We start from the raw sequence: 18,259 nt of genomic DNA, 5'->3' as shown, positions 1-18,259 counted from the left end.
TGAGTTGTTCATGAGGACAAACTTCGTTCAACAAAAGCCAAAACTGTCCTCATAAGTGATTCATAAGCCAAGTTCTCACCTAACTAAAGAAAAATTAATTAGTAACATAATAGGAATACTTACCTTGTCCAACACGCTTATACATCTTGGTCAATACCCTATTTATTTTTTTCTTACAAACAATCCCACCACGCCACTCATAAACACAATTAGTTGAGATTTTTATTTCAGGAAACAAAAGATTAATTTCTAACACACTTCGCAAAACAACAGCGTCGATCCACTCCACGGACCCACAATCATCACAAACAAATTTTTTATCACATAAAGAAAGAGCGAATGAGTTACAAGTCCCACAAGTTGGTCCTTTACGCAAATTCTCAAATTTATACTTAGGCAGAACCATATATGGTGAACATCATTGTGCAATGAAACTAACTTCTCTGCAAGAATCTTATGCTTGTTAGTTAATTTTGACGGGCGAGAATTTAATTTTTTCATGAACTTTTTTAACTGAGTTGGAAATATAATCGGCTCATTTGGGGGTGATTGATATAAAGTGAATTCTGGGTTAATAAAAACAACATAACCCTTAATGGGTAAATTAAATCCCAAATCTTGGAGTAATTGACGGAGGTATAAAGTATTTTTTCTCAGCTGATACAAAGGATTCTGATATTCCTTTCCAGAAAGTGATTCCAATTTATCTGTTTTGTAAATCAGTTCGTTTTCAAACTTCTTTACCTCGAAAAGATTAAGTATATCTTGGTAAATAATTACAGTATGATTTTGAAAACTATTGCTGTTAACCTTTAAAAGCAAGTCTTTTAAAATGTAACAATTACTTTTAAGTTGCTCGGTCAGGAAATCAAATTGAACTTCTCCTTCAAATCCTTTCTTTAGGTTATGATAATGCTTTTTCTCATCCTCAGTTAATGCCATTCTGTTGTTTAAAATTCTTAAGATTTTTAGTTCTTTTGATTCAAAACGAGGTTTAAAAACCATATTTCACATCCTTTCAATATTAATTTTACAAAATAATACAACTTTGGCACTTTATATTCATGGCTATTTTGTTAAGTTTTTGTAAAGATAGCCCTCTGCAATTAACCACACTTTGTAAAGTCCTATGGTTTTAGGGTTTATTGGTTGAGACAGCACTTTTTTATATCAACCCATAAAACTAGATAATCAGCATTATTTATTATTATAATGAAGGTAACTTGTATAGGCGGAGGATATTATGAAAAATAAAATACTTGTTGTCGATGATGAACAGTCAATTGTTACCTTGCTTCAGTATAATTTGGAACAGTCAGGATTCGAAGTCATTACAGCCATGGATGGAGAAGAAGGAAAACGTTTAGCTGAAACAGAGTCACCTGATATCATTATTTTGGATTTAATGCTTCCAAAGCTGGATGGAATGGAAGTATGTAAGCAGCTCCGTCAGGAAAAAATCCAGATCCCAATATTAATGCTGACAGCCAAAGAAGATGAGTTTGAAAAAATATTAGGACTTGAACTGGGCGCAGATGATTATATGGTCAAACCATTCAGCCCAAGAGAAGTAATTGCAAGGGTAAAAGCTATCCTGAGAAGAACACAGGCCCAAGCAGAAACTTCCGAAGAGACTGGCAATGATGAATCGCTAATACTGATTGGAAAATTAACGATATATCCAGAAAAATATGAAGCCTATTATAATGAAAATCTTATCGAATTAACCCTTAAAGAATTTGAATTGCTTCTTTTTCTGGCACAAAATAAGGGGCGTGTGCTGACGAGAGATCAATTACTCAGTGCTGTTTGGAATTATGACTTTGCTGGCGATACTAGAATTGTGGATGTCCACATCTCACATTTACGTGAAAAAATTGAGGAAGACACAAAAAAGCCAGCCTATATTAAAACAATCCGGGGTCTTGGCTATAAATTAGAGGAGCCAAAAGGAGAATGACCAAATTTCGGACAAAGCTGATCATCGCCTTAATCACGTTAATCATTTTCGTATTAGTGGGTATAGGATTATTACTGGGTCAGTTATTTAAAAGCTATTTTTTAGAATCACTAAATGATCACTTAAAAATAGTCATCTTGTGGAGCACCTCGATTGGACTTGGGATCGTTTTAATTATCATCATCCTTCTTGGACTAAGAATTACCTCTAGATATACAAAACCGATCGTCGAAGCGACGAATGTCGCGATTGAGTTGACAAAAGGAAACTACCGGGCTCGGACAAAGGTTGACAAACTCGATGAGACCGGTATGCTAGGTTCAGCCATAAACAGGCTTGCCCAAAACCTTCAAGAGCTTGTAAAAACTCAAGAAATGCAACAGGACCGTTTGAAAGTATTGATTGAAAATATGGGTGCTGGATTAGTTTTCATCGATAGTCGTGGGTACATAAGTCTAATTAATAAAGGGTTTATTGATATCTTTCAAGTTAGCCCTACTGATTACCTATATAAACTTTATTATGAAGTAATAGAGCAGCCGGAAATTAGTGATCTAATTGCTGAAGTATTTCGGACTGAAAAAAAGGTCAATAAACAAATTTTAATTCCATTATTTATTGAAAGAAAATATTTCGTGGTTTATGGAGTACCAATTATAGGGACAAATAATGTTTGGAAAGGGGTATTGCTCGTTTTTCACGATATAACAGAACTGAAAAAACTTGAGCAAGTGCGGAAGGATTTTGTAGCAAATGTTTCACATGAGTTAAAGACCCCTGTCACATCTATTAAGGGATTTTCTGAGACATTACTAGATGGCGCGATGCATAATAAAGAAACATTAGAAGCTTTTCTTTCCATCATTTTAAAAGAAAGCGACAGGCTGCAAACACTGATACAAGACTTGTTAGACCTTTCAAAAATGGAGCAGCAAGGGTTTCAATTAGCCATTCAAGAGCTAAATTTACATACATTACTAGAAGAAGTGATTACTCTCCTTAATGGGAAAGCACAGGCCAAGAATATTCGCTTAGAACTTTACAGTAAGCAGCAGCATGTGTTAGTAAAAGGAGATGTAGATCGGCTGAAACAGGTATTTATCAATTTAATTGCCAATGCCATTACATACACGCCTCCTGAAGGGGAAGTAAAAGTTGTCCTGCTTGATCATGGGAAAAATGTTCGAGTTCATGTGAAAGACTCAGGTGTAGGAATAAAAAAAGAAGAAATTCCTCGTATTTTTGAGCGCTTTTACCGCGTCGATCGAGCCAGAAGCCGAAATTCAGGCGGAACCGGACTGGGCCTTGCCATCGTAAAACATCTAATCGAAGCTCATCATGGTCAAATCAGTGTCCGCAGTGAGCTTGGTGAAGGAAGCGAATTTATCATTGAACTAAAAAAATAATAGAAGGTGAACTAGTTTGGAAAAGAAAAAGCTGGTGCTAATTGACGGCAATAGTATCGCCTACCGTGCCTTTTTTGCACTCCCACTTCTTAATAATGACAAGGGAATCCATACCAATGCGGTATACGGTTTTACGATGATGCTGATGAAAATTCTAGAGGATGAAAAGCCGACACATATGCTTGTCGCCTTTGATGCCGGTAAAACTACCTTTCGTCATAAAACTTTTGTGGAGTATAAAGGCGGCAGGCAAAAAACACCTCCGGAATTATCGGAGCAATTTCCGTTTATTCGTGAACTTCTCGATGCCTACGGTATTTCCAGATATGAACTAGAAAATTATGAAGCAGACGATATAATTGGAACACTCTCTCTTACTGCTGAAAAGGAAGGCTACGAAGTAAAGGTTATTTCAGGTGACAAGGATTTAACACAGCTTTCCTCGGCCCATACGACAGTTGGAATTACAAGAAAAGGGATCACAGATATTGAAGAATACACTCCGCAGCACGTTGCGGAAAAATACGGACTGACTCCAGAGCAAATTATTGATATGAAGGGCTTAATGGGCGATACTTCCGATAATATTCCTGGAGTTCCTGGGGTAGGGGAAAAGACAGCGATTAAGCTTCTTAAAGAGTTTTCCACACTCGAAAACCTTTTAAACTCCATAGGCCAGGTTAGCGGAAACAAGTTAAAGGAGAAACTCGAGGAATTCAAGGACCAGGCGTTAATGAGTAAAGAGCTTGCAACAATTGAAAGGCAGGCGCCTGTGGAAGTTGACATTGAAACCATCCATTACGAAGGGTTTATTCGCGAAAAACTAGTCCCTTTATTTAAAGAATTAGGCTTTCATTCTTTGTTAGACAAGCTTGGAGAAGATTCATCCGCCACTGAGGTACAGGAACTCGAGGATGTTGAATATAAGATCGTTCAGGGAATAACTGAAGAGATTTTTGCAGACGATAATTATTTTTACGTTGAAATGCTTGATGATAATTATCACTATGCCGATATTATTGGTTTTTCGATTGTGAATGAGAAGGGCCATTTCTATTTGCCAACTGAGCAAGCATTAAATTCCGAAGTCTTTAAAAAATGGGCTGAAGATGAAGGTAAGAAAAAGACGGTTTATGATGTTAAACGTTCTGAGGTTTCCTTAAGGAGACATGATATTCATTTAAAAGGTGCAGATTTTGATATTTTAATGGCTTCTTATCTCATAAATCCTTCGGATAATATTGAAGATCTCGCAGCCATAGCGAAAAGATACGACCTCCATAATATTCAATCAGATGAATCGTTTTATGGAAGAGGGGTAAAACGGAAGGTTCCTGAAGACACTAAGCTTGCTGAACATCTCGTTCGCAAAAGCTTGGCAATGTCAGACTTAAAAGCAAGATTGGAAGATGAATTAAGAAGTAATGAACAATATGAATTGTTCACAGAGCTTGAAATGCCATTATCACTTATTTTAGCAGATATGGAATCGTGCGGTATTAAGGTAGAGCGGGAACGCCTTGAACTGATGGGCAAGGACCTGATTGAACGGCTAATTGAGATTGAAGAAAAGATATGTGAATTAGCTGGTGAAAAATTTAATATCAATTCGCCAAAACAGTTAGGTGTAATTTTATTTGAAAAATTAGGTCTCTATTCCTATAAGAAAACGAAAACGGGGCATTCCACTTCGGCTGATGTTTTAGAAAAATTAGCGGGTGACCATGAAATTATTGAGCATATTCTTCTTTACAGACAATTAAGTAAGCTTCAATCCACCTATATTGAGGGGTTGCTCAAATTTATCAATCCAAAAACAGACAAGGTTCATACAAGATATCAGCAAACCTTAACCGCAACAGGTCGTCTAAGCTCGATTGACCCCAATCTGCAAAACATTCCGATTCGTCTGGAGGAAGGCCGAAAGATTCGACAAGCCTTTGTCCCATCAGAACCAGGCTGGGTTATTTTTGCGGCCGACTATTCGCAGATTGAGCTCCGCGTCCTTGCTGACATTGCTGGTGATGAAAAGTTGATTCAAGCCTTTAAAGAAGACCATGATATTCATACAAAAACTGCGATGGAGGTCTTCCACGTCGGCAAAGACGATGTAACCTCCAACATGAGACGTCAGGCCAAGGCAGTAAACTTTGGAATTGTTTATGGAATTAGCGATTATGGTCTATCACAATCTTTAGGGATTACAAGGAAAGAAGCGGGCGAATTCATAGAGCGATACCTTGAAACATATCCAGGTGTGAAAGAATATATGGACGACATCATCCATTCGGCCAGACAAAAAGGTTATGTAACTACCTTATTGCATCGAAGAAGGTATCTTCCAGAAATTACGGCACGTAATTTTAATCTCAGAAGCTTTGCTGAAAGAACAGCGATGAATACACCAATCCAGGGAACGGCCGCTGATATTATAAAAAAAGCAATGATTGATATGGCCGAAGCCTTAAAGGATAAAGGCTTAAATACCCGACTTCTGCTTCAGGTGCACGATGAATTGATTTTTGAGGCGCCAGAAGAGGAAGTGGAAATTTTGAAAAACTTAGTTCCGTTAGTAATGGAAAATGCGCTCGAATTAAAAGTGCCATTAAAAGTAGATTACGCTTATGGCCCGACCTGGTTTGACGCTAAATAAAAAAGGGGGCCCCTTGTTTTGCCAGAGCTTCCAGAAGTAGAAACAGTCAGAAAAACATTAAAAAAACTTGTAGTTAAGAAAACAATTGAGAATATCACTGTCTACTGGCCCAAAATCATCAAAAACCCTGTCGAGGTGGAGCAATTTATTGATGCTTTAAAGGGTGAGACGATCTTGGATGTCGGCAGAAGAGGGAAATTTTTAATACTTTATACAGACCACTTTGCCATGGTCTCTCATTTGCGGATGGAAGGTAAATACGGTCTATTCCCAAAAGACGAACCGTTTGATAAGCATACACATGTGATTTTTCATTTTACAGATGAAACAGAATTAAGGTATCGAGATGTTCGTAAATTTGGAACCATGCATCTTTATAAAAAAGGGGAAGAATTCCTCAAGCCTCCGCTCCTAGAGCTTGGTCCGGAACCTTTTTCTGAGGACTTTACCAAAGAGTATTTAGCAGAGAAGCTGCGAAAAACCAATCGAAAAGTAAAACCGACCCTTTTAGATCAAAAGGTTTTTGTTGGCCTTGGAAATATCTATGTCGATGAGGCGCTTTTTCGGTCTGGGATACATCCGGAACGACTTGCAAGCAGTCTTAATGAAAATGAAATATCCATTCTTCATCGTGAAATCGTGGCAACGTTAAGCGAGGCTGTTAAAAAAGGCGGTAGCACGATTCGTTCATATGTAAACTCACAAGGTGAAATTGGCATGTTTCAGCTTGAATTATATGCCTATGGACGAAAGGGAGAAGAATGTAAAAGATGCGGAACCCCCCTAGAGAAAACAACAGTTGGGGGCAGGGGCACCCACTATTGCCCTAATTGCCAGAGACTATAAGTTTATAAGAGCGGAGAATAATTGAATAACATTGGATGGGCTCCTGCCATATACTATCTTAGTGATTTTGGAGGAAGGAGTCCTAGACATCATGGTTCAGTTGTTCTCACTTCTTATACTGGCATTTGCCTTAAGCCTTGACAGCTTTAGTGTAGGGTTTACCTATGGATTGAGGAAAATGGTAATGCCGCTCAAGTCAATTCTCATTATTGCAACATGCTCATTTGCTTCCTTACTATTAGCGATCACCATCGGACATGGCCTTGCAAGGGTTTTATCGCCAAGTATCACGGCAGGCCTGGGAGGAGTGATTCTGATTGCTCTTGGAGCTGGGGTGCTTTATCAGTATTTCCGGCCGGAGAAAGAAAAAGAAATCCTTGAGCATGAAAAGACAATTGTCAATTTTGAAATTCGCTCTCTTGGTTTGGCTATTAATATATTGAAAAAACCAATGTCAGCTGACTTTGACCAATCCGGAACGATAACGGGGATTGAAGCGTTTATGTTAGGCTTTGCTTTGTCGCTTGACTCATTCGGGGCAGGGATCGGGGCAGCCATGTTGGGATTCTCCCCATTTATCTTAGCCTTTACTGTGGCGATTATGAGTTCACTCTTTGTTCTTTTGGGTATAAAAAGTGGAACCTTTTTTCATAAATTTGATTGGATCCAAAAGTTCACCTTTTTACCAGGTATCCTCTTAATTATCATTGGAATATGGAAATTATAAAAATTGGGAAAGGAAACAGGCATGACACTAATTATCGGTTTAACAGGCGGAATTGCCAGTGGAAAAAGCACCGTATCAAATATGTTTAAAGAAATGGATATAACAGTGGTCGATGCAGATGTAGAGGCCCGCCTAGCGGTCATGAAGGGTGAATCAGCTTACTTTAAAATTATCGAAGAGTTCGGTCAGGGCATTCTGCTAGAGGATGAAGAAATCGATAGACAAAAATTAGGTTCGATTATTTTTCACCAAACCGAAAAAAGACAAATGCTAAATCAAATTGTTCATCCAGAGGTAAGAAAAAGAATGAGCGAACAAATCGAAACAGCCCAAAACCGTCAGGAACAAGTAGTGGTGCTCGATATTCCGCTCCTTTTTGAAAGTAAACTAACCTTCATGGTGGAAAAAACTATCCTTGTGTATGTAGATCGTGCAACACAATTGCATCGGTTAATCGAGAGAAATAACCTATCATCAGAAGATGCAGAAGCAAGAATTCAATCGCAAATGCCGCTTATTGACAAAGTGAAATTAGCCGACGCTGTCATTGACAATAATGGCTCAATCGCTGAGACAAAAGCACAACTAGTCGAGATTTTAGCTCGATGGGGCATCGACCAAAAATAGCAGGAGAAGGGAGTCCCCCTTCTCTTTTTCATTGCAGCCATACGTTGCTAAACGAGAACTTCCGCTTATTTAATTGTCTGAAAAATAAAACATTTAAAATTCCGCAGTTTATTCAGCACAATTAAGTTTAAATATGTTATACTAATTACATCAAAGGGACTTATAAGTATAACATTAATACGGAAGGGGCCGTACAATGAAGGCGAGAATTGCAATAAATGGGTTTGGAAGAATTGGAAGGATGGTTTTTAGAAAAGCGATCCTTGAAAAAAAATTTGATATAGTAGCGATTAATGCGAGCTATCCTGCAGAAACGTTAGCACATTTACTTAAATATGATACAACACATGGACAATTTCAGGGCGATGTTATCCCTTTAGATAATGAATTAGTTGTTAATGGCAAAAGAATTAAACTGTTAAGTAGTCGTAATCCTGAGGAACTGCCTTGGAAAGAGCTTGGAATTGATATTGTGATTGAAGCCACAGGGAAATTCAATTCAAGAGAAAAAGCTGCTCTGCATTTAGAAGCAGGAGCCAAAAAGGTGATATTAACTGCACCTGGTAAAGATGAAGATATAACAATCGTAATGGGCGTTAATGATGAAATGCTCGATATTACCAAACATGATATTATTTCAAATGCATCTTGTACAACAAACTGCCTTGCACCTGTTGCAAAGGTATTAGACGAAAAGTTTGGGATTGAAAGCGGATTAATGACAACCATCCATGCTTATACTAATGACCAGAAAAATATCGATAATCCACATAAAGATTTACGAAGAGCGCGTGCTTGTGGACAATCTATCATTCCAACTACAACTGGGGCTGCCAAGGCTTTATCGCTTGTGTTGCCGCAGTTAAAGGGTAAATTACATGGTATGGCACTCCGAGTACCAACACCAAACGTTTCCCTTGTGGATTTAGTTGTCGATTTAAATCAAGACGTGACCGTTGACGATATTAATGATGCGTTTATGGAAGCGACTGACGGTCCGTTAAAAGGAATTTTAGACATCACAATGGAGCCATTGGTATCGGTTGATTTTAACACAAATGAGCATTCTGCCATTATAGATGGTCTCTCAACCATGGTGATGGGAACAAGAAAAGTAAAGGTACTAGCTTGGTATGATAATGAATGGGGCTACTCTTCGCGCGTCGTTGACCTCACATTATTTGTTGCAGATGAAATTGCGAATCTATCGAAGGTCAAGGTTGGATAAAAAAGCTGTCGATTGACAGCTTTTTTGTTGCTTTTTATTCTCTTTTGAATATCATTACATGGAATAATTTGATACTTGTAAAAAATTTATTTTGATAGGTTGCAAAAAAAATATAAACAAAGTATACTAGTCATCGTGAACTTCTTGAAATTAGGTAGCGAATAATTACTTAAAGGGTTAGGACCTCTCTGGACTAACTTTCCCCCGTGGTAGTTACTCAGTACCGTCATTAAAGGATTTCAAGAGAGGATCTGAAAAAGGTTAGAGGGGGAAAATGAATATGGAAACAATGGGACGTCACGTAATCTCTGAATTATGGGGATGCGACTTTGAAAAATTGAATGACATGGACTTTATTGAACAAACTTTTGTAGAAGCAGCTCTTAAGTCAGGTGCGGAAATTCGCGAAGTAGCTTTTCATAAATTCGCTCCGCAAGGTGTTAGCGGTGTTGTTATTATTTCTGAATCACACCTAACCATCCACAGCTTCCCTGAACACGGATATGCCAGCATTGATGTATATACTTGCGGTGATTTAAACCCGAATATTGCGGCTGATTATATTGCTGAAGCGTTAAATGCCGAAACACGTGAGAATATTGAAATTCCACGCGGAATGGGTCCTGTTCAAGTAAAACAAGCACGAGTTCTTTAAATCCTAATAAAAATAAACAGCGTAAGAGGTGTATATTTCAATACACCTCTTTTTATATTTTTACTGTAATGTTGTACACTATAATAAAATGTGTATAATTGCAGGGGGTTTTTATGGCTAATTTATTTACTCGGTTTAAAAGAGAAATTGAAACATCTGAAAGAAACACAGATGCTTCACTGAAAACACATTATTATAAGGCTACGCTTAATCAATTATTTGATTCAGTCGAAAAAATGTTTCGAGAAGACGCTGATTGCCGGATTATGACTGTTTCGAAAGAACATGGGGAGATTGCAGTTGAAATCAGTAAACCCTTTTCGTGCTTCCTTATAGCGACTATTGTGACTGTAAAGCCAATGCAAACAGCGATTGATTTTAATATTTCCACCGAGAAATTCTCACTGTTTGGTAGCTATCCAAGCTTGAAAAAACGAATCAACTCTTATTACGAGCGAATGAATCAATTACATACAAGTATTAAAAACTCCTAATACTTCTACTTGTGAAAAGGTATTCTTTTTTATAAGATAATAGTATGAATATTGTACGGATTTATTGTGGAGAGTTGGAGTTGATTAGCAAATGAAATGCCCTTCATGTCAAAATTATGGTACTCGTGTGCTCGATTCTCGCCCTGTTGATGAGGGTCGGGCGACAAGAAGAAGACGCGAGTGTGAAGAATGCGGATATCGCTTTACTACCTTTGAGAAAATCGAAGAGATTCCTTTAATTGTCGTGAAGAAGGAAGGTACAAGGGAAGAATTTAGCCGCGATAAAATTCTGCGTGGACTTATAAAAGCCTGTGAGAAGCGCCCTGTTGCCCTTAAGGAATTAGAGGATATTACGCATGGAGTGGAAAAAGCACTTCGTAGCCAGGGTATTTCAGAAATTAAAAGTGAAGAGATTGGCGAAATGGTCATGGACAGATTGGCGCATGTCGACGAAGTTGCCTATGTCCGCTTTGCTTCTGTATATCGTCAATTTAAAGATATAAATGTGTTTATTCAGGAATTAAAGGAACTGATTAATAAAGAGAAATCTTGAGGGAGCAGTAGCTCTCTTTTTAAATTAAAGGAGAGTTGAATGGTATGGCGCAGCATTGGCAGGAAATTCTTCCTATCGACCGTTATATTGTAGGAGCGAATGGGCTCTTGCATGATTATGACAGAAAAGTGCTGACGTTTTTATATCAGCCTTTGATTGGTTCGGCCTGTTTTAGTGTATATATGACACTTTGGGCGGAGTTAGAGGAAAATAGACTTTGGTCGGAATCCTCCACCCATCACCTATTAATGAATTTGACAGGCATGAATTTAAAAGAAATTTATGAAGCTCGATTAAAGCTGGAGGGTATTGGTTTATTAAAAACATATATGCAAATGGATGAAGGTGAACGGTCATTTATTTATGAGCTTCATCCGCCTTTAAATCCCGAACAGTTCTTTTTAGATGGGATGTTAAATATTTATCTTTATCGAAAAATTGGAAAAAACCATTATGCTCGCCTGAAGCGGTTTTTTTCTGATCATAAGAAGCCGGACGAGAAAGAGTATTTGGAAGTGACGAAAGCTTTCCAGGAAGTGTTTGCCTCCTCCCTGCCTGGAAGTATGCAATATTTACAGGACCATTCTGCCGAACTGGATGTTGAAGATAATAAACAATTTATTGGCCGTTATGAGCCAAGTGGGATTCAAGTCAATGGTGATACATTTGATTTTGAAATGCTGTTGGCTGGACTAAATGAATCGCTTGTTCCAAGGAAAGCGTTAACCCAGAAGGTAAAAGAAGTGATTAGCAATTTGGCATTCTTATATATGATTGATCCTCTGCAAATGAAAAACATTATTTTTAGCGCACTAAATGAATCAAATGAAATCGATATTGAAGAATTACGAAAAGGTGCCCGTGATTGGTATCAATATGTGAATCATGATCAGCTCCCTAACCTAATTGAACGGACTCAGCCGGCTGTTCAGCAAGTTCAAGTAACGGAGCCCAAGACTCAAGAAGAAAAACTAATCCGTTATCTTGAAACGACTTCACCTTTACAGGTTTTAAAGGACCTCTCCGGAGGGGGAGAGCCTTCAAAATCAGATTTACAAATTATTGAGGAAGTGATGTTTAAACAAAAGCTTCTTCCAGGCGTGATTAATGTCCTTGTTCAATTTGTGATGCTGAAAACGGATATGAAGCTGACAAAGGGTTATGTGGAAAAAATTGCAGGCCACTGGGCAAGGAAACAAATAAAGACGGTCAAAGACGCAATGGAATTAGCCAAGAAAGAGCATCGCACGTATATTGGCTGGACGGATAGTAAAAAATCAAGCGGCAAAGGAGCAAATAAAAAGCCGATTCGGACAGAATTAATTCCCGACTGGTTTGATGAAAGCTCTAATAATCCCGCTAAAGATAGTTCACAGGATAACAGCTCTGATAACGAAGCGAAAAAGCGTGCCATCGAGGAAAAATTAAAGGCTTTTCGAAAATAGGGGGTGACAGACTATGGAGAGAATTAATAAAACACTGCAGAGACTCGCTTCGAATGAAAACTTTCAAAAACGGTTTGAAGCACAGCGGCAGGAGGTTCTCCAAAATCCGGATGTGAGGGCTTTTTTAATGGAGCATCAGGATGAAGTGACGCATGATATGATTAATAAAGGCCTTATTAAATTATTTGAATACACGAAGCAAAGTATAGGATGTAATAAATGTCCAAGCCTTGATGGCTGTGTCAATATGATGCAGGGGTATCACCCGGAATTAGTGATTAACCGAGGCTCTATAGATGTTGTTTATAAAAGATGTCCGAGAAAAGTAATCGCCGATGACAAGAGGAAAAATGAACAGCTCATTAAAAGCCTTTATGTGCCTCGAGATATTTTGCAAGCATCCTTCGAGGACTTTGAAGGTGATTCAGGCAGACTGGATGCGGTCGATAAAGCGGCTACCTTTTTAATGAATTATGAAAAGGGTAAAAAACAAAAAGGATTATATTTTTACGGAAAATTTGGCGTTGGAAAATCTTATTTGTTAGGAGCTGTTGCCAACGAACTTGCTAAAAAGCAAATTTCCTCCATGATTGTTTATGTTCCAGAGCTGCTCCGGGAAATGAAAAGCTCTATTGCCGATTCCACCTTAAACGAAAAAATCGAAGCACTAAAAAAAGAACCAATCTTAATGCTTGATGATATTGGTGCTGAAGCCGTTTCAAGCTGGACAAGAGATGAAGTATTAGGGCCGATTCTCCAGTTTCGAATGCTTGAAAGCCTGCCGACATTTTTTACTTCGAACTTTGATTTTGCGGGGCTCGAGCATCATTTGACATACAGTCAACGCGGAGAAGAAGAGAAAATGAAAGCGCGGCGGATTATGGAACGGATTCGTTCTTTAAGCGAGCCGGTTCTCGTTGACGGACCGAACCGACGATAATAATTTATAAAATGGATTGCCTAGAAAGATGCGGGCAGTCCTTTTTTTATCCAACTGCTAACTTCTATTTTGGCCAAGTCCCCCATATATATTAAAACAGACATTTGGTTAAAGGGGGGATTTGGTTGGTAGAAATCATCTTCCAAAGTAAGATGGATGCAATGAAGTTTTATAACCACTTACTGAAGTGTTTAAATAATAAATTAGATAGTGAAAATATTCTTCTTTTTGAAGATCGTCATATAGTAAAAATCTTAAATGGCTTTTTTAGCGATGATTTTTTTTCCAAAGTAAAAAGTGCATTTTTTGAATTTATAACCATTATTAAGCGGGATGATTGGTTTTGTGATATTTTAAAGGATCATTATTTTTATGAGGATCAGGAAGAACAGCAACAAATATTGGAGATTATTTATTCCGTTCTTGAAGGGCAGCGAGAGGAAATAAAAGGCTTATTGAAGGAAACAGTTGAGGAGCCTAATATCAGGGCTGCGATTGACCATATTTTTCAAGACAATGTTTCGTTTTCAATTGATTCATTGTTAAAATTCCGCTTGCGTTCTTATCTCCAGTTGCTTGAAACCTATGTGGAAATTGCGATAGATGAGTATAAAATGGAGCAGGAATATCAAATGTTTGTGCATATGCTTAGAGGGTTTTTGGCAAACCGTGAACCGAAAATGGAGATTCTTCACATCTTGTTTGATGACGAAATCACTTTTTACAATGAGCAATTGGTGGAAATGAAACGGGGCGAATTAACGAGAATGATTGACCGAAAATTACTGGTTAATCATCCTGTTTATGTGGATTCTGCTTCAATAGCACCGCTTTTATCCATTGCGCCAACATCTATTTTTATTTATACAAAAAATGCGGATGAACCTTTAGTCAGAACCATCAAAAATATTTTTGAAGAAAGAGTATCCATTCATTCATATGAAGTCCTCCGTGAAACAAAGAATCGTGCCATAGATACAAATTCTTCAGAACATCATGCATAGAGAAATAAAATTTTGTCAATATTTAGTTTTATGTACCTTGATTTTTCAAAAATAAATCATTATAATAACCTACATAGTAAATTATCACAGTAAAAGTAATGATAAGGATAATAGTATTTCTTTACGGTTTACTAGAGAGGGAGTCCGCTGGCTGAAAGTCTCCCAACACGGAATAAATACTTACCACCTTTAAACTTCAGCAGTGAACCCTTTATTTTTGTTAAAGGAAGTAATCGCTGACGGCCAAAACCGTTACCCAATCCTAAAGTCATAATAATGTGCATGTTTATTATGAAAAATTGGGTGGAACCACGTGTTAATCAAAACTCGTCCCTTTTCCAGGGACGGGTTTTTTTATTTTTGGCTGTGTTAAAGGACAGTGTTGATTTTGCACCTTGTTGATTGGAGTGGAGGGCACTCGACTCCTGCGGGGTAGAGAGGTCACTGGAGACCCCACAGGCGCAAAGCGCCGAGGAGGCTCCAGGACCTCCCCGCGGAAAGCGAGTGCCCGGAGCGGAAATCAACAACCTATTTAACACAGCCTTATTTTTAAAAGCGACCAAATCTGGCGCTCAAAATGAATGGAGGAATTGTTATGTCAGACGTTGTGAAGATTTCGTTTCCTGATGGGGCAGTAAAGGAGTTCCCAAAAGGAACAACAACGGAAGATATTGCCGCATCCATCAGCCCAGGTCTTAAGAAAAAGGCAATTGCGGGTAAATGGAACGGACAAATGTATGATCTTCGCCGCCCAATCCTTGAGGATGGTTCAATAGAAATTGTTACACCAGAACACAAAGATGCTTTAGAGGTGTTGCGTCATAGTACTGCACACTTAATGGCACAGGCTGTAAATAGACTATTCCCAAATGTTAATCTCGGTGTCGGTCCGGTTATTGAAGGTGGATTCTATTATGACATGGATCTTGAGGAATCCTTAACACCTGAAGACCTTCCAAAGATTGAAAAAGAAATGGCAAAAATCGTCAACGAAAATATTGAAATTGTCCGCAAGGAAGTAAGCCGTACTGAAGCCGTTCAGATTTTTAAAGAAATGGATGATCCCTATAAGCTTGAATTAATTGAAGCCATACCGGATGAAGAGACTGTTACAATTTATCAGCAAGGAGAATTTTTAGACCTTTGCCGTGGTGTCCATGTCCCATCCACTGGAAAAATAAAAGAGTTCAAACTACTGAGTATTGCAGGAGCTTACTGGCGCGGCGACAGCAACAATAAAATGCTGCAGCGTGTGTATGGAACTGCCTTTTTTAAGAAAGAAGATTTGGCTGAGCACCTTCGCCTGTTAGAAGAGGCAAAGGAGCGTGACCACCGTAAAATCGGGAAAGAATTAAATCTTTTCACTAATTCTCAATTAGTTGGGCAGGGTTTACCGTTATGGCTTCCGAAAGGTGCAACTATTCGCCGCATCGTTGAGCGCTATATAGTTGATAAAGAAGTACGTTTAGGTTATGACCATGTCTATACTCCGGTAATGGGAAGTGTTAATCTTTATAAAACTTCTGGTCACTGGGATCATTACCAAGAAGACATGTTCCCGGTAATGGACATGGATAACGAGCAATTAGTTCTTCGTCCAATGAACTGCCCGCATCATATGATGGTTTATAAGAACAGCATTCACAGCTATCGTGAACTTCCGATTCGAGTAGCTGAACTTGGTACAATGCATCGCTATGAAATGTCCGGCGCCTTATCAGGATTGCAGCGTGTTCGCGGGATGACATTAAATGATGCTCACATTTTTGTTCGTCCAGACCAAATTAAAGATGAATTCAAGCGGGTTGTGAACCTGGTTTTGGATGTTTATAAAGACTTTAATCTCAATGATTATTCCTTCCGCCTTTCCTACCGTGACCCGCAAGATACTGAAAAGTATTTTGATGATGATGCTATGTGGGAAAAAGCACAAGGTATGCTGAAGGAAGCGATGGATGACTTAGGTCTTGATTATTACGAGGCAGAAGGAGAAGCAGCCTTCTACGGACCTAAGCTAGATGTTCAAGTTAAGACTGCGTTGGGTAAAGACGAAACTTTATCTACAGTTCAATTAGATTTCTTGCTTCCTGAACGATTCGATTTAAACTATGTCGGCGAAGATGGCAAACAGCACCGCCCAGTTGTTATCCACCGCGGTGTCGTCTCAACAATGGAACGTTTTGTAGCCTTCTTGATTGAAGAATACAAGGGAGCATTCCCAACTTGGCTCGCACCAGTACAGGTACAAGTGATTCCTGTTTCACCAGGCGCACACTATGACTATGCTCGCAAGGTTCAGGAGCAGCTGCAGGCTGAAGGATTCCGCGTTGAATTGGATGGCCGCGACGAAAAAATCGGCTACAAAATCCGTGAAGCCCAAATGCAAAAAATACCATATATGCTGGTTGTTGGTGACAAAGAAGTCGAGGACGGAGCTGTTAACGTCCGTAAATATGGTGAGCAAAACTCAGAAACAAAGCCATTTGCAGAGTTTCTTGCTTCACTTAATGCTGAAGTAAAAAGAGGATAAATGATGAAGAGAGGCTCTCCTCTCTTTTTCTTTTGAAAAAAAACTATTGAATAATTTTTGGTTTCTTGCTAAAATAAATTTCGTTGTCATGAAAATAGTTTGTTTGACATGAGTACTTTGCTTATGTTATAGTTACTAAGGTAAAAATTGAATACTTGTTTTTGGGAAAAGAAGAAGCACCCGCTTCTCACCTGATTTGACGCTGTTAAAGCTGTTGACAGGTTTTACGTGAACTTTTTTGTTTATTACTTATGTCTCGTAAAGTGTGGGTGTGTTCATCCGCACTTTTTTATTTGTGTACTTAATGAAAAGCACTGCTTGATCCTGTCGATTCTACACGGTGTCACAAATCATGGTTTGAACGGTGAGCCTTTCTAGTCTTCTTAAACCTGATGAAAGTATTCTTGATAAAACCTTGGAGGTGGCTAACTATTAGCAAAGACATGTTGTTAAATGAGGGTATTCGCGCTCGTGAAGTTCGCTTAATTGATCAAAATGGCGAGCAATTAGGAATTAAATCCAAAAACGAGGCGCTTGAAATTGCTGGAAGAGTAAATCTTGATTTGGTACTTGTTGCACCAAATGCAAAGCCTCCAGTAGCCCGAATTATGGACTATGGCAAATTTAAATTCGAGAATCAAAAGAAAGAAAAAGAAGCTCGAAAGAATCAAAAAATCATCACTACTAAAGAAGTTCGTCTAAGCCCAACGATTGATGAGCATGACTTTAATACAAAGCTTCGCAATGCTATTAAGTTCTTGGAAAAAGGCGACAAGGTAAAAGCTTCAATCCGTTTCAAGGGCCGGGCGATTACACATAAAGAAATTGGTCAACGCGTTTTAGACCGTTTCTCAGAAGCATGCAAGGAAGTAGCGACTATTGAGTCACATCCAAAAATGGATGGCCGAAGCATGTTCTTGGTTTTAGCACCTAAAGCAGATAAGTAATAAGGAGGATATCCCAATGCCAAAAATGAAAACTCACCGCGGCGCTGCAAAGCGTTTCAAAAAGACTGGATCTGGACAATTAAAGCGTGACCACGCTTATACAAGCCACTTATTCGCTAACAAATCTACAAAAGCAAAGCGTAAGCTTCGCAAAGCATCACTTGTTTCTAAAGGTGATTTCAAACGCATTCGTCAATTATTAACTAACATGAAGTAAAATATCGATTGATTGATATATCTAGGA

The 18,259-nt window shown here is 38.5% G+C and carries 17 protein-coding genes and 2 other annotated features; of the genes, 16 read left to right on the top strand and 1 reads right to left on the bottom strand.

Annotated elements, in window-relative coordinates:
• Positions 1–249: 249 nt before the first annotated feature.
• Complete coding sequence (locus tag ABES02_RS19800) at positions 250–1,005, bottom strand: nuclease-related domain-containing protein (RefSeq protein WP_430138737.1); 756 nt, start codon at positions 1,003–1,005, stop codon at positions 250–252.
• Positions 1,006–1,243: 238 nt separating this feature from the next.
• Here ABES02_RS19800 and ABES02_RS19795 point away from each other — a divergent pair, with 238 nt between their 5' ends.
• The 16 genes from ABES02_RS19795 to rpmI all read left to right on the top strand — a co-directional run bounded on the left by ABES02_RS19795 (position 1,244) and on the right by rpmI (position 18,232).
• On the top strand, positions 1,244–1,960 hold the full coding sequence (locus tag ABES02_RS19795) for a response regulator (protein ID WP_430138733.1): 717 nt from the start codon (positions 1,244–1,246) through the stop codon (positions 1,958–1,960).
• The gene (gene pnpS / locus ABES02_RS19790) at positions 1,957–3,366 is read left to right on the top strand and encodes a two-component system histidine kinase PnpS (RefSeq protein WP_430138730.1); all 1,410 of its coding nucleotides are present in this window, start codon (positions 1,957–1,959) and stop codon (positions 3,364–3,366) included. The genes ABES02_RS19795 and pnpS overlap by 4 nt, the downstream gene beginning before the upstream one ends.
• A gap of 16 nt (positions 3,367–3,382) precedes the next feature.
• Positions 3,383–6,019, top strand: a complete 2,637-nt coding sequence (gene polA, locus ABES02_RS19785) for a DNA polymerase I (protein WP_430138727.1) — start codon at positions 3,383–3,385, stop codon at positions 6,017–6,019.
• 18 nt (positions 6,020–6,037) lie between these two features.
• On the top strand, positions 6,038–6,865 hold the full coding sequence (mutM, locus tag ABES02_RS19780) for a DNA-formamidopyrimidine glycosylase (RefSeq protein WP_430138725.1): 828 nt from the start codon (positions 6,038–6,040) through the stop codon (positions 6,863–6,865).
• A gap of 91 nt (positions 6,866–6,956) precedes the next feature.
• Positions 6,957–7,592, top strand: a complete 636-nt coding sequence (ytaF, locus tag ABES02_RS19775) for a sporulation membrane protein YtaF (protein WP_430138722.1) — start codon at positions 6,957–6,959, stop codon at positions 7,590–7,592.
• Between the two features lie 21 nt (positions 7,593–7,613).
• Positions 7,614–8,219 carry a dephospho-CoA kinase gene (gene coaE, locus ABES02_RS19770; protein ID WP_430138719.1) on the top strand — a complete coding sequence of 202 codons (606 nt, stop codon included), beginning with the start codon at positions 7,614–7,616 and terminating at the stop codon, positions 8,217–8,219.
• A 196-nt stretch (positions 8,220–8,415) separates the two neighbouring features.
• On the top strand, positions 8,416–9,447 hold the full coding sequence (locus ABES02_RS19765; protein WP_430138717.1) for a glyceraldehyde-3-phosphate dehydrogenase: 1,032 nt from the start codon (positions 8,416–8,418) through the stop codon (positions 9,445–9,447).
• Positions 9,448–9,727: 280 nt separating this feature from the next.
• Positions 9,728–10,102, top strand: a complete 375-nt coding sequence (gene speD / locus ABES02_RS19760; protein WP_430138714.1) for an adenosylmethionine decarboxylase — start codon at positions 9,728–9,730, stop codon at positions 10,100–10,102.
• A gap of 113 nt (positions 10,103–10,215) precedes the next feature.
• Positions 10,216–10,596: a hypothetical protein gene (locus tag ABES02_RS19755; protein ID WP_430138712.1), complete on the top strand. Its 381-nt coding sequence runs from the start codon at positions 10,216–10,218 to the stop codon at positions 10,594–10,596.
• A 91-nt stretch (positions 10,597–10,687) separates the two neighbouring features.
• Positions 10,688–11,149 carry a transcriptional regulator NrdR gene (gene nrdR / locus ABES02_RS19750; protein ID WP_430138709.1) on the top strand — a complete coding sequence of 154 codons (462 nt, stop codon included), beginning with the start codon at positions 10,688–10,690 and terminating at the stop codon, positions 11,147–11,149.
• Positions 11,150–11,193: 44 nt separating this feature from the next.
• Positions 11,194–12,594, top strand: a complete 1,401-nt coding sequence (locus ABES02_RS19745; RefSeq protein ID WP_430138705.1) for a replication initiation and membrane attachment family protein — start codon at positions 11,194–11,196, stop codon at positions 12,592–12,594.
• A gap of 13 nt (positions 12,595–12,607) precedes the next feature.
• Positions 12,608–13,534: a primosomal protein DnaI gene (gene dnaI / locus ABES02_RS19740; protein ID WP_430138702.1), complete on the top strand. Its 927-nt coding sequence runs from the start codon at positions 12,608–12,610 to the stop codon at positions 13,532–13,534.
• A 125-nt stretch (positions 13,535–13,659) separates the two neighbouring features.
• Positions 13,660–14,538 (top strand): putative sporulation protein YtxC, encoded by an 879-nt coding sequence (locus ABES02_RS19735; protein WP_430138699.1) that lies wholly within the window; start codon positions 13,660–13,662, stop codon positions 14,536–14,538.
• Positions 14,539–14,627: 89 nt separating this feature from the next.
• Positions 14,628–14,876: a binding site (T-box leader), on the top strand.
• A gap of 257 nt (positions 14,877–15,133) precedes the next feature.
• Positions 15,134–17,068, top strand: coding sequence for a threonine--tRNA ligase (thrS, locus tag ABES02_RS19730; protein WP_430138697.1), 1,935 nt, complete (start codon positions 15,134–15,136; stop codon positions 17,066–17,068).
• A gap of 162 nt (positions 17,069–17,230) precedes the next feature.
• Positions 17,231–17,365, top strand: a sequence feature (ribosomal protein L20 leader region).
• A gap of 146 nt (positions 17,366–17,511) precedes the next feature.
• Positions 17,512–18,015, top strand: coding sequence for a translation initiation factor IF-3 (gene infC / locus ABES02_RS19725; RefSeq protein WP_308084118.1), 504 nt, complete (start codon positions 17,512–17,514; stop codon positions 18,013–18,015).
• Positions 18,016–18,031: 16 nt separating this feature from the next.
• Entirely contained in the window at positions 18,032–18,232 is a 201-nt protein-coding gene (gene rpmI, locus ABES02_RS19720; protein ID WP_430138694.1) for a 50S ribosomal protein L35, read from the top strand.
• The last annotated feature ends 27 nt before the right edge of the window (positions 18,233–18,259 follow it).

Origin of the sequence: Neobacillus pocheonensis, from assembly GCF_050477905.1 — a bacterium.
Classification (GTDB): domain Bacteria; phylum Bacillota; class Bacilli; order Bacillales; family Cytobacillaceae; genus Neobacillus; species Neobacillus pocheonensis_A.
Note: the sequence above shows the minus strand (reverse complement) of the source record. Positions and strands in the feature narration are given on the sequence as shown.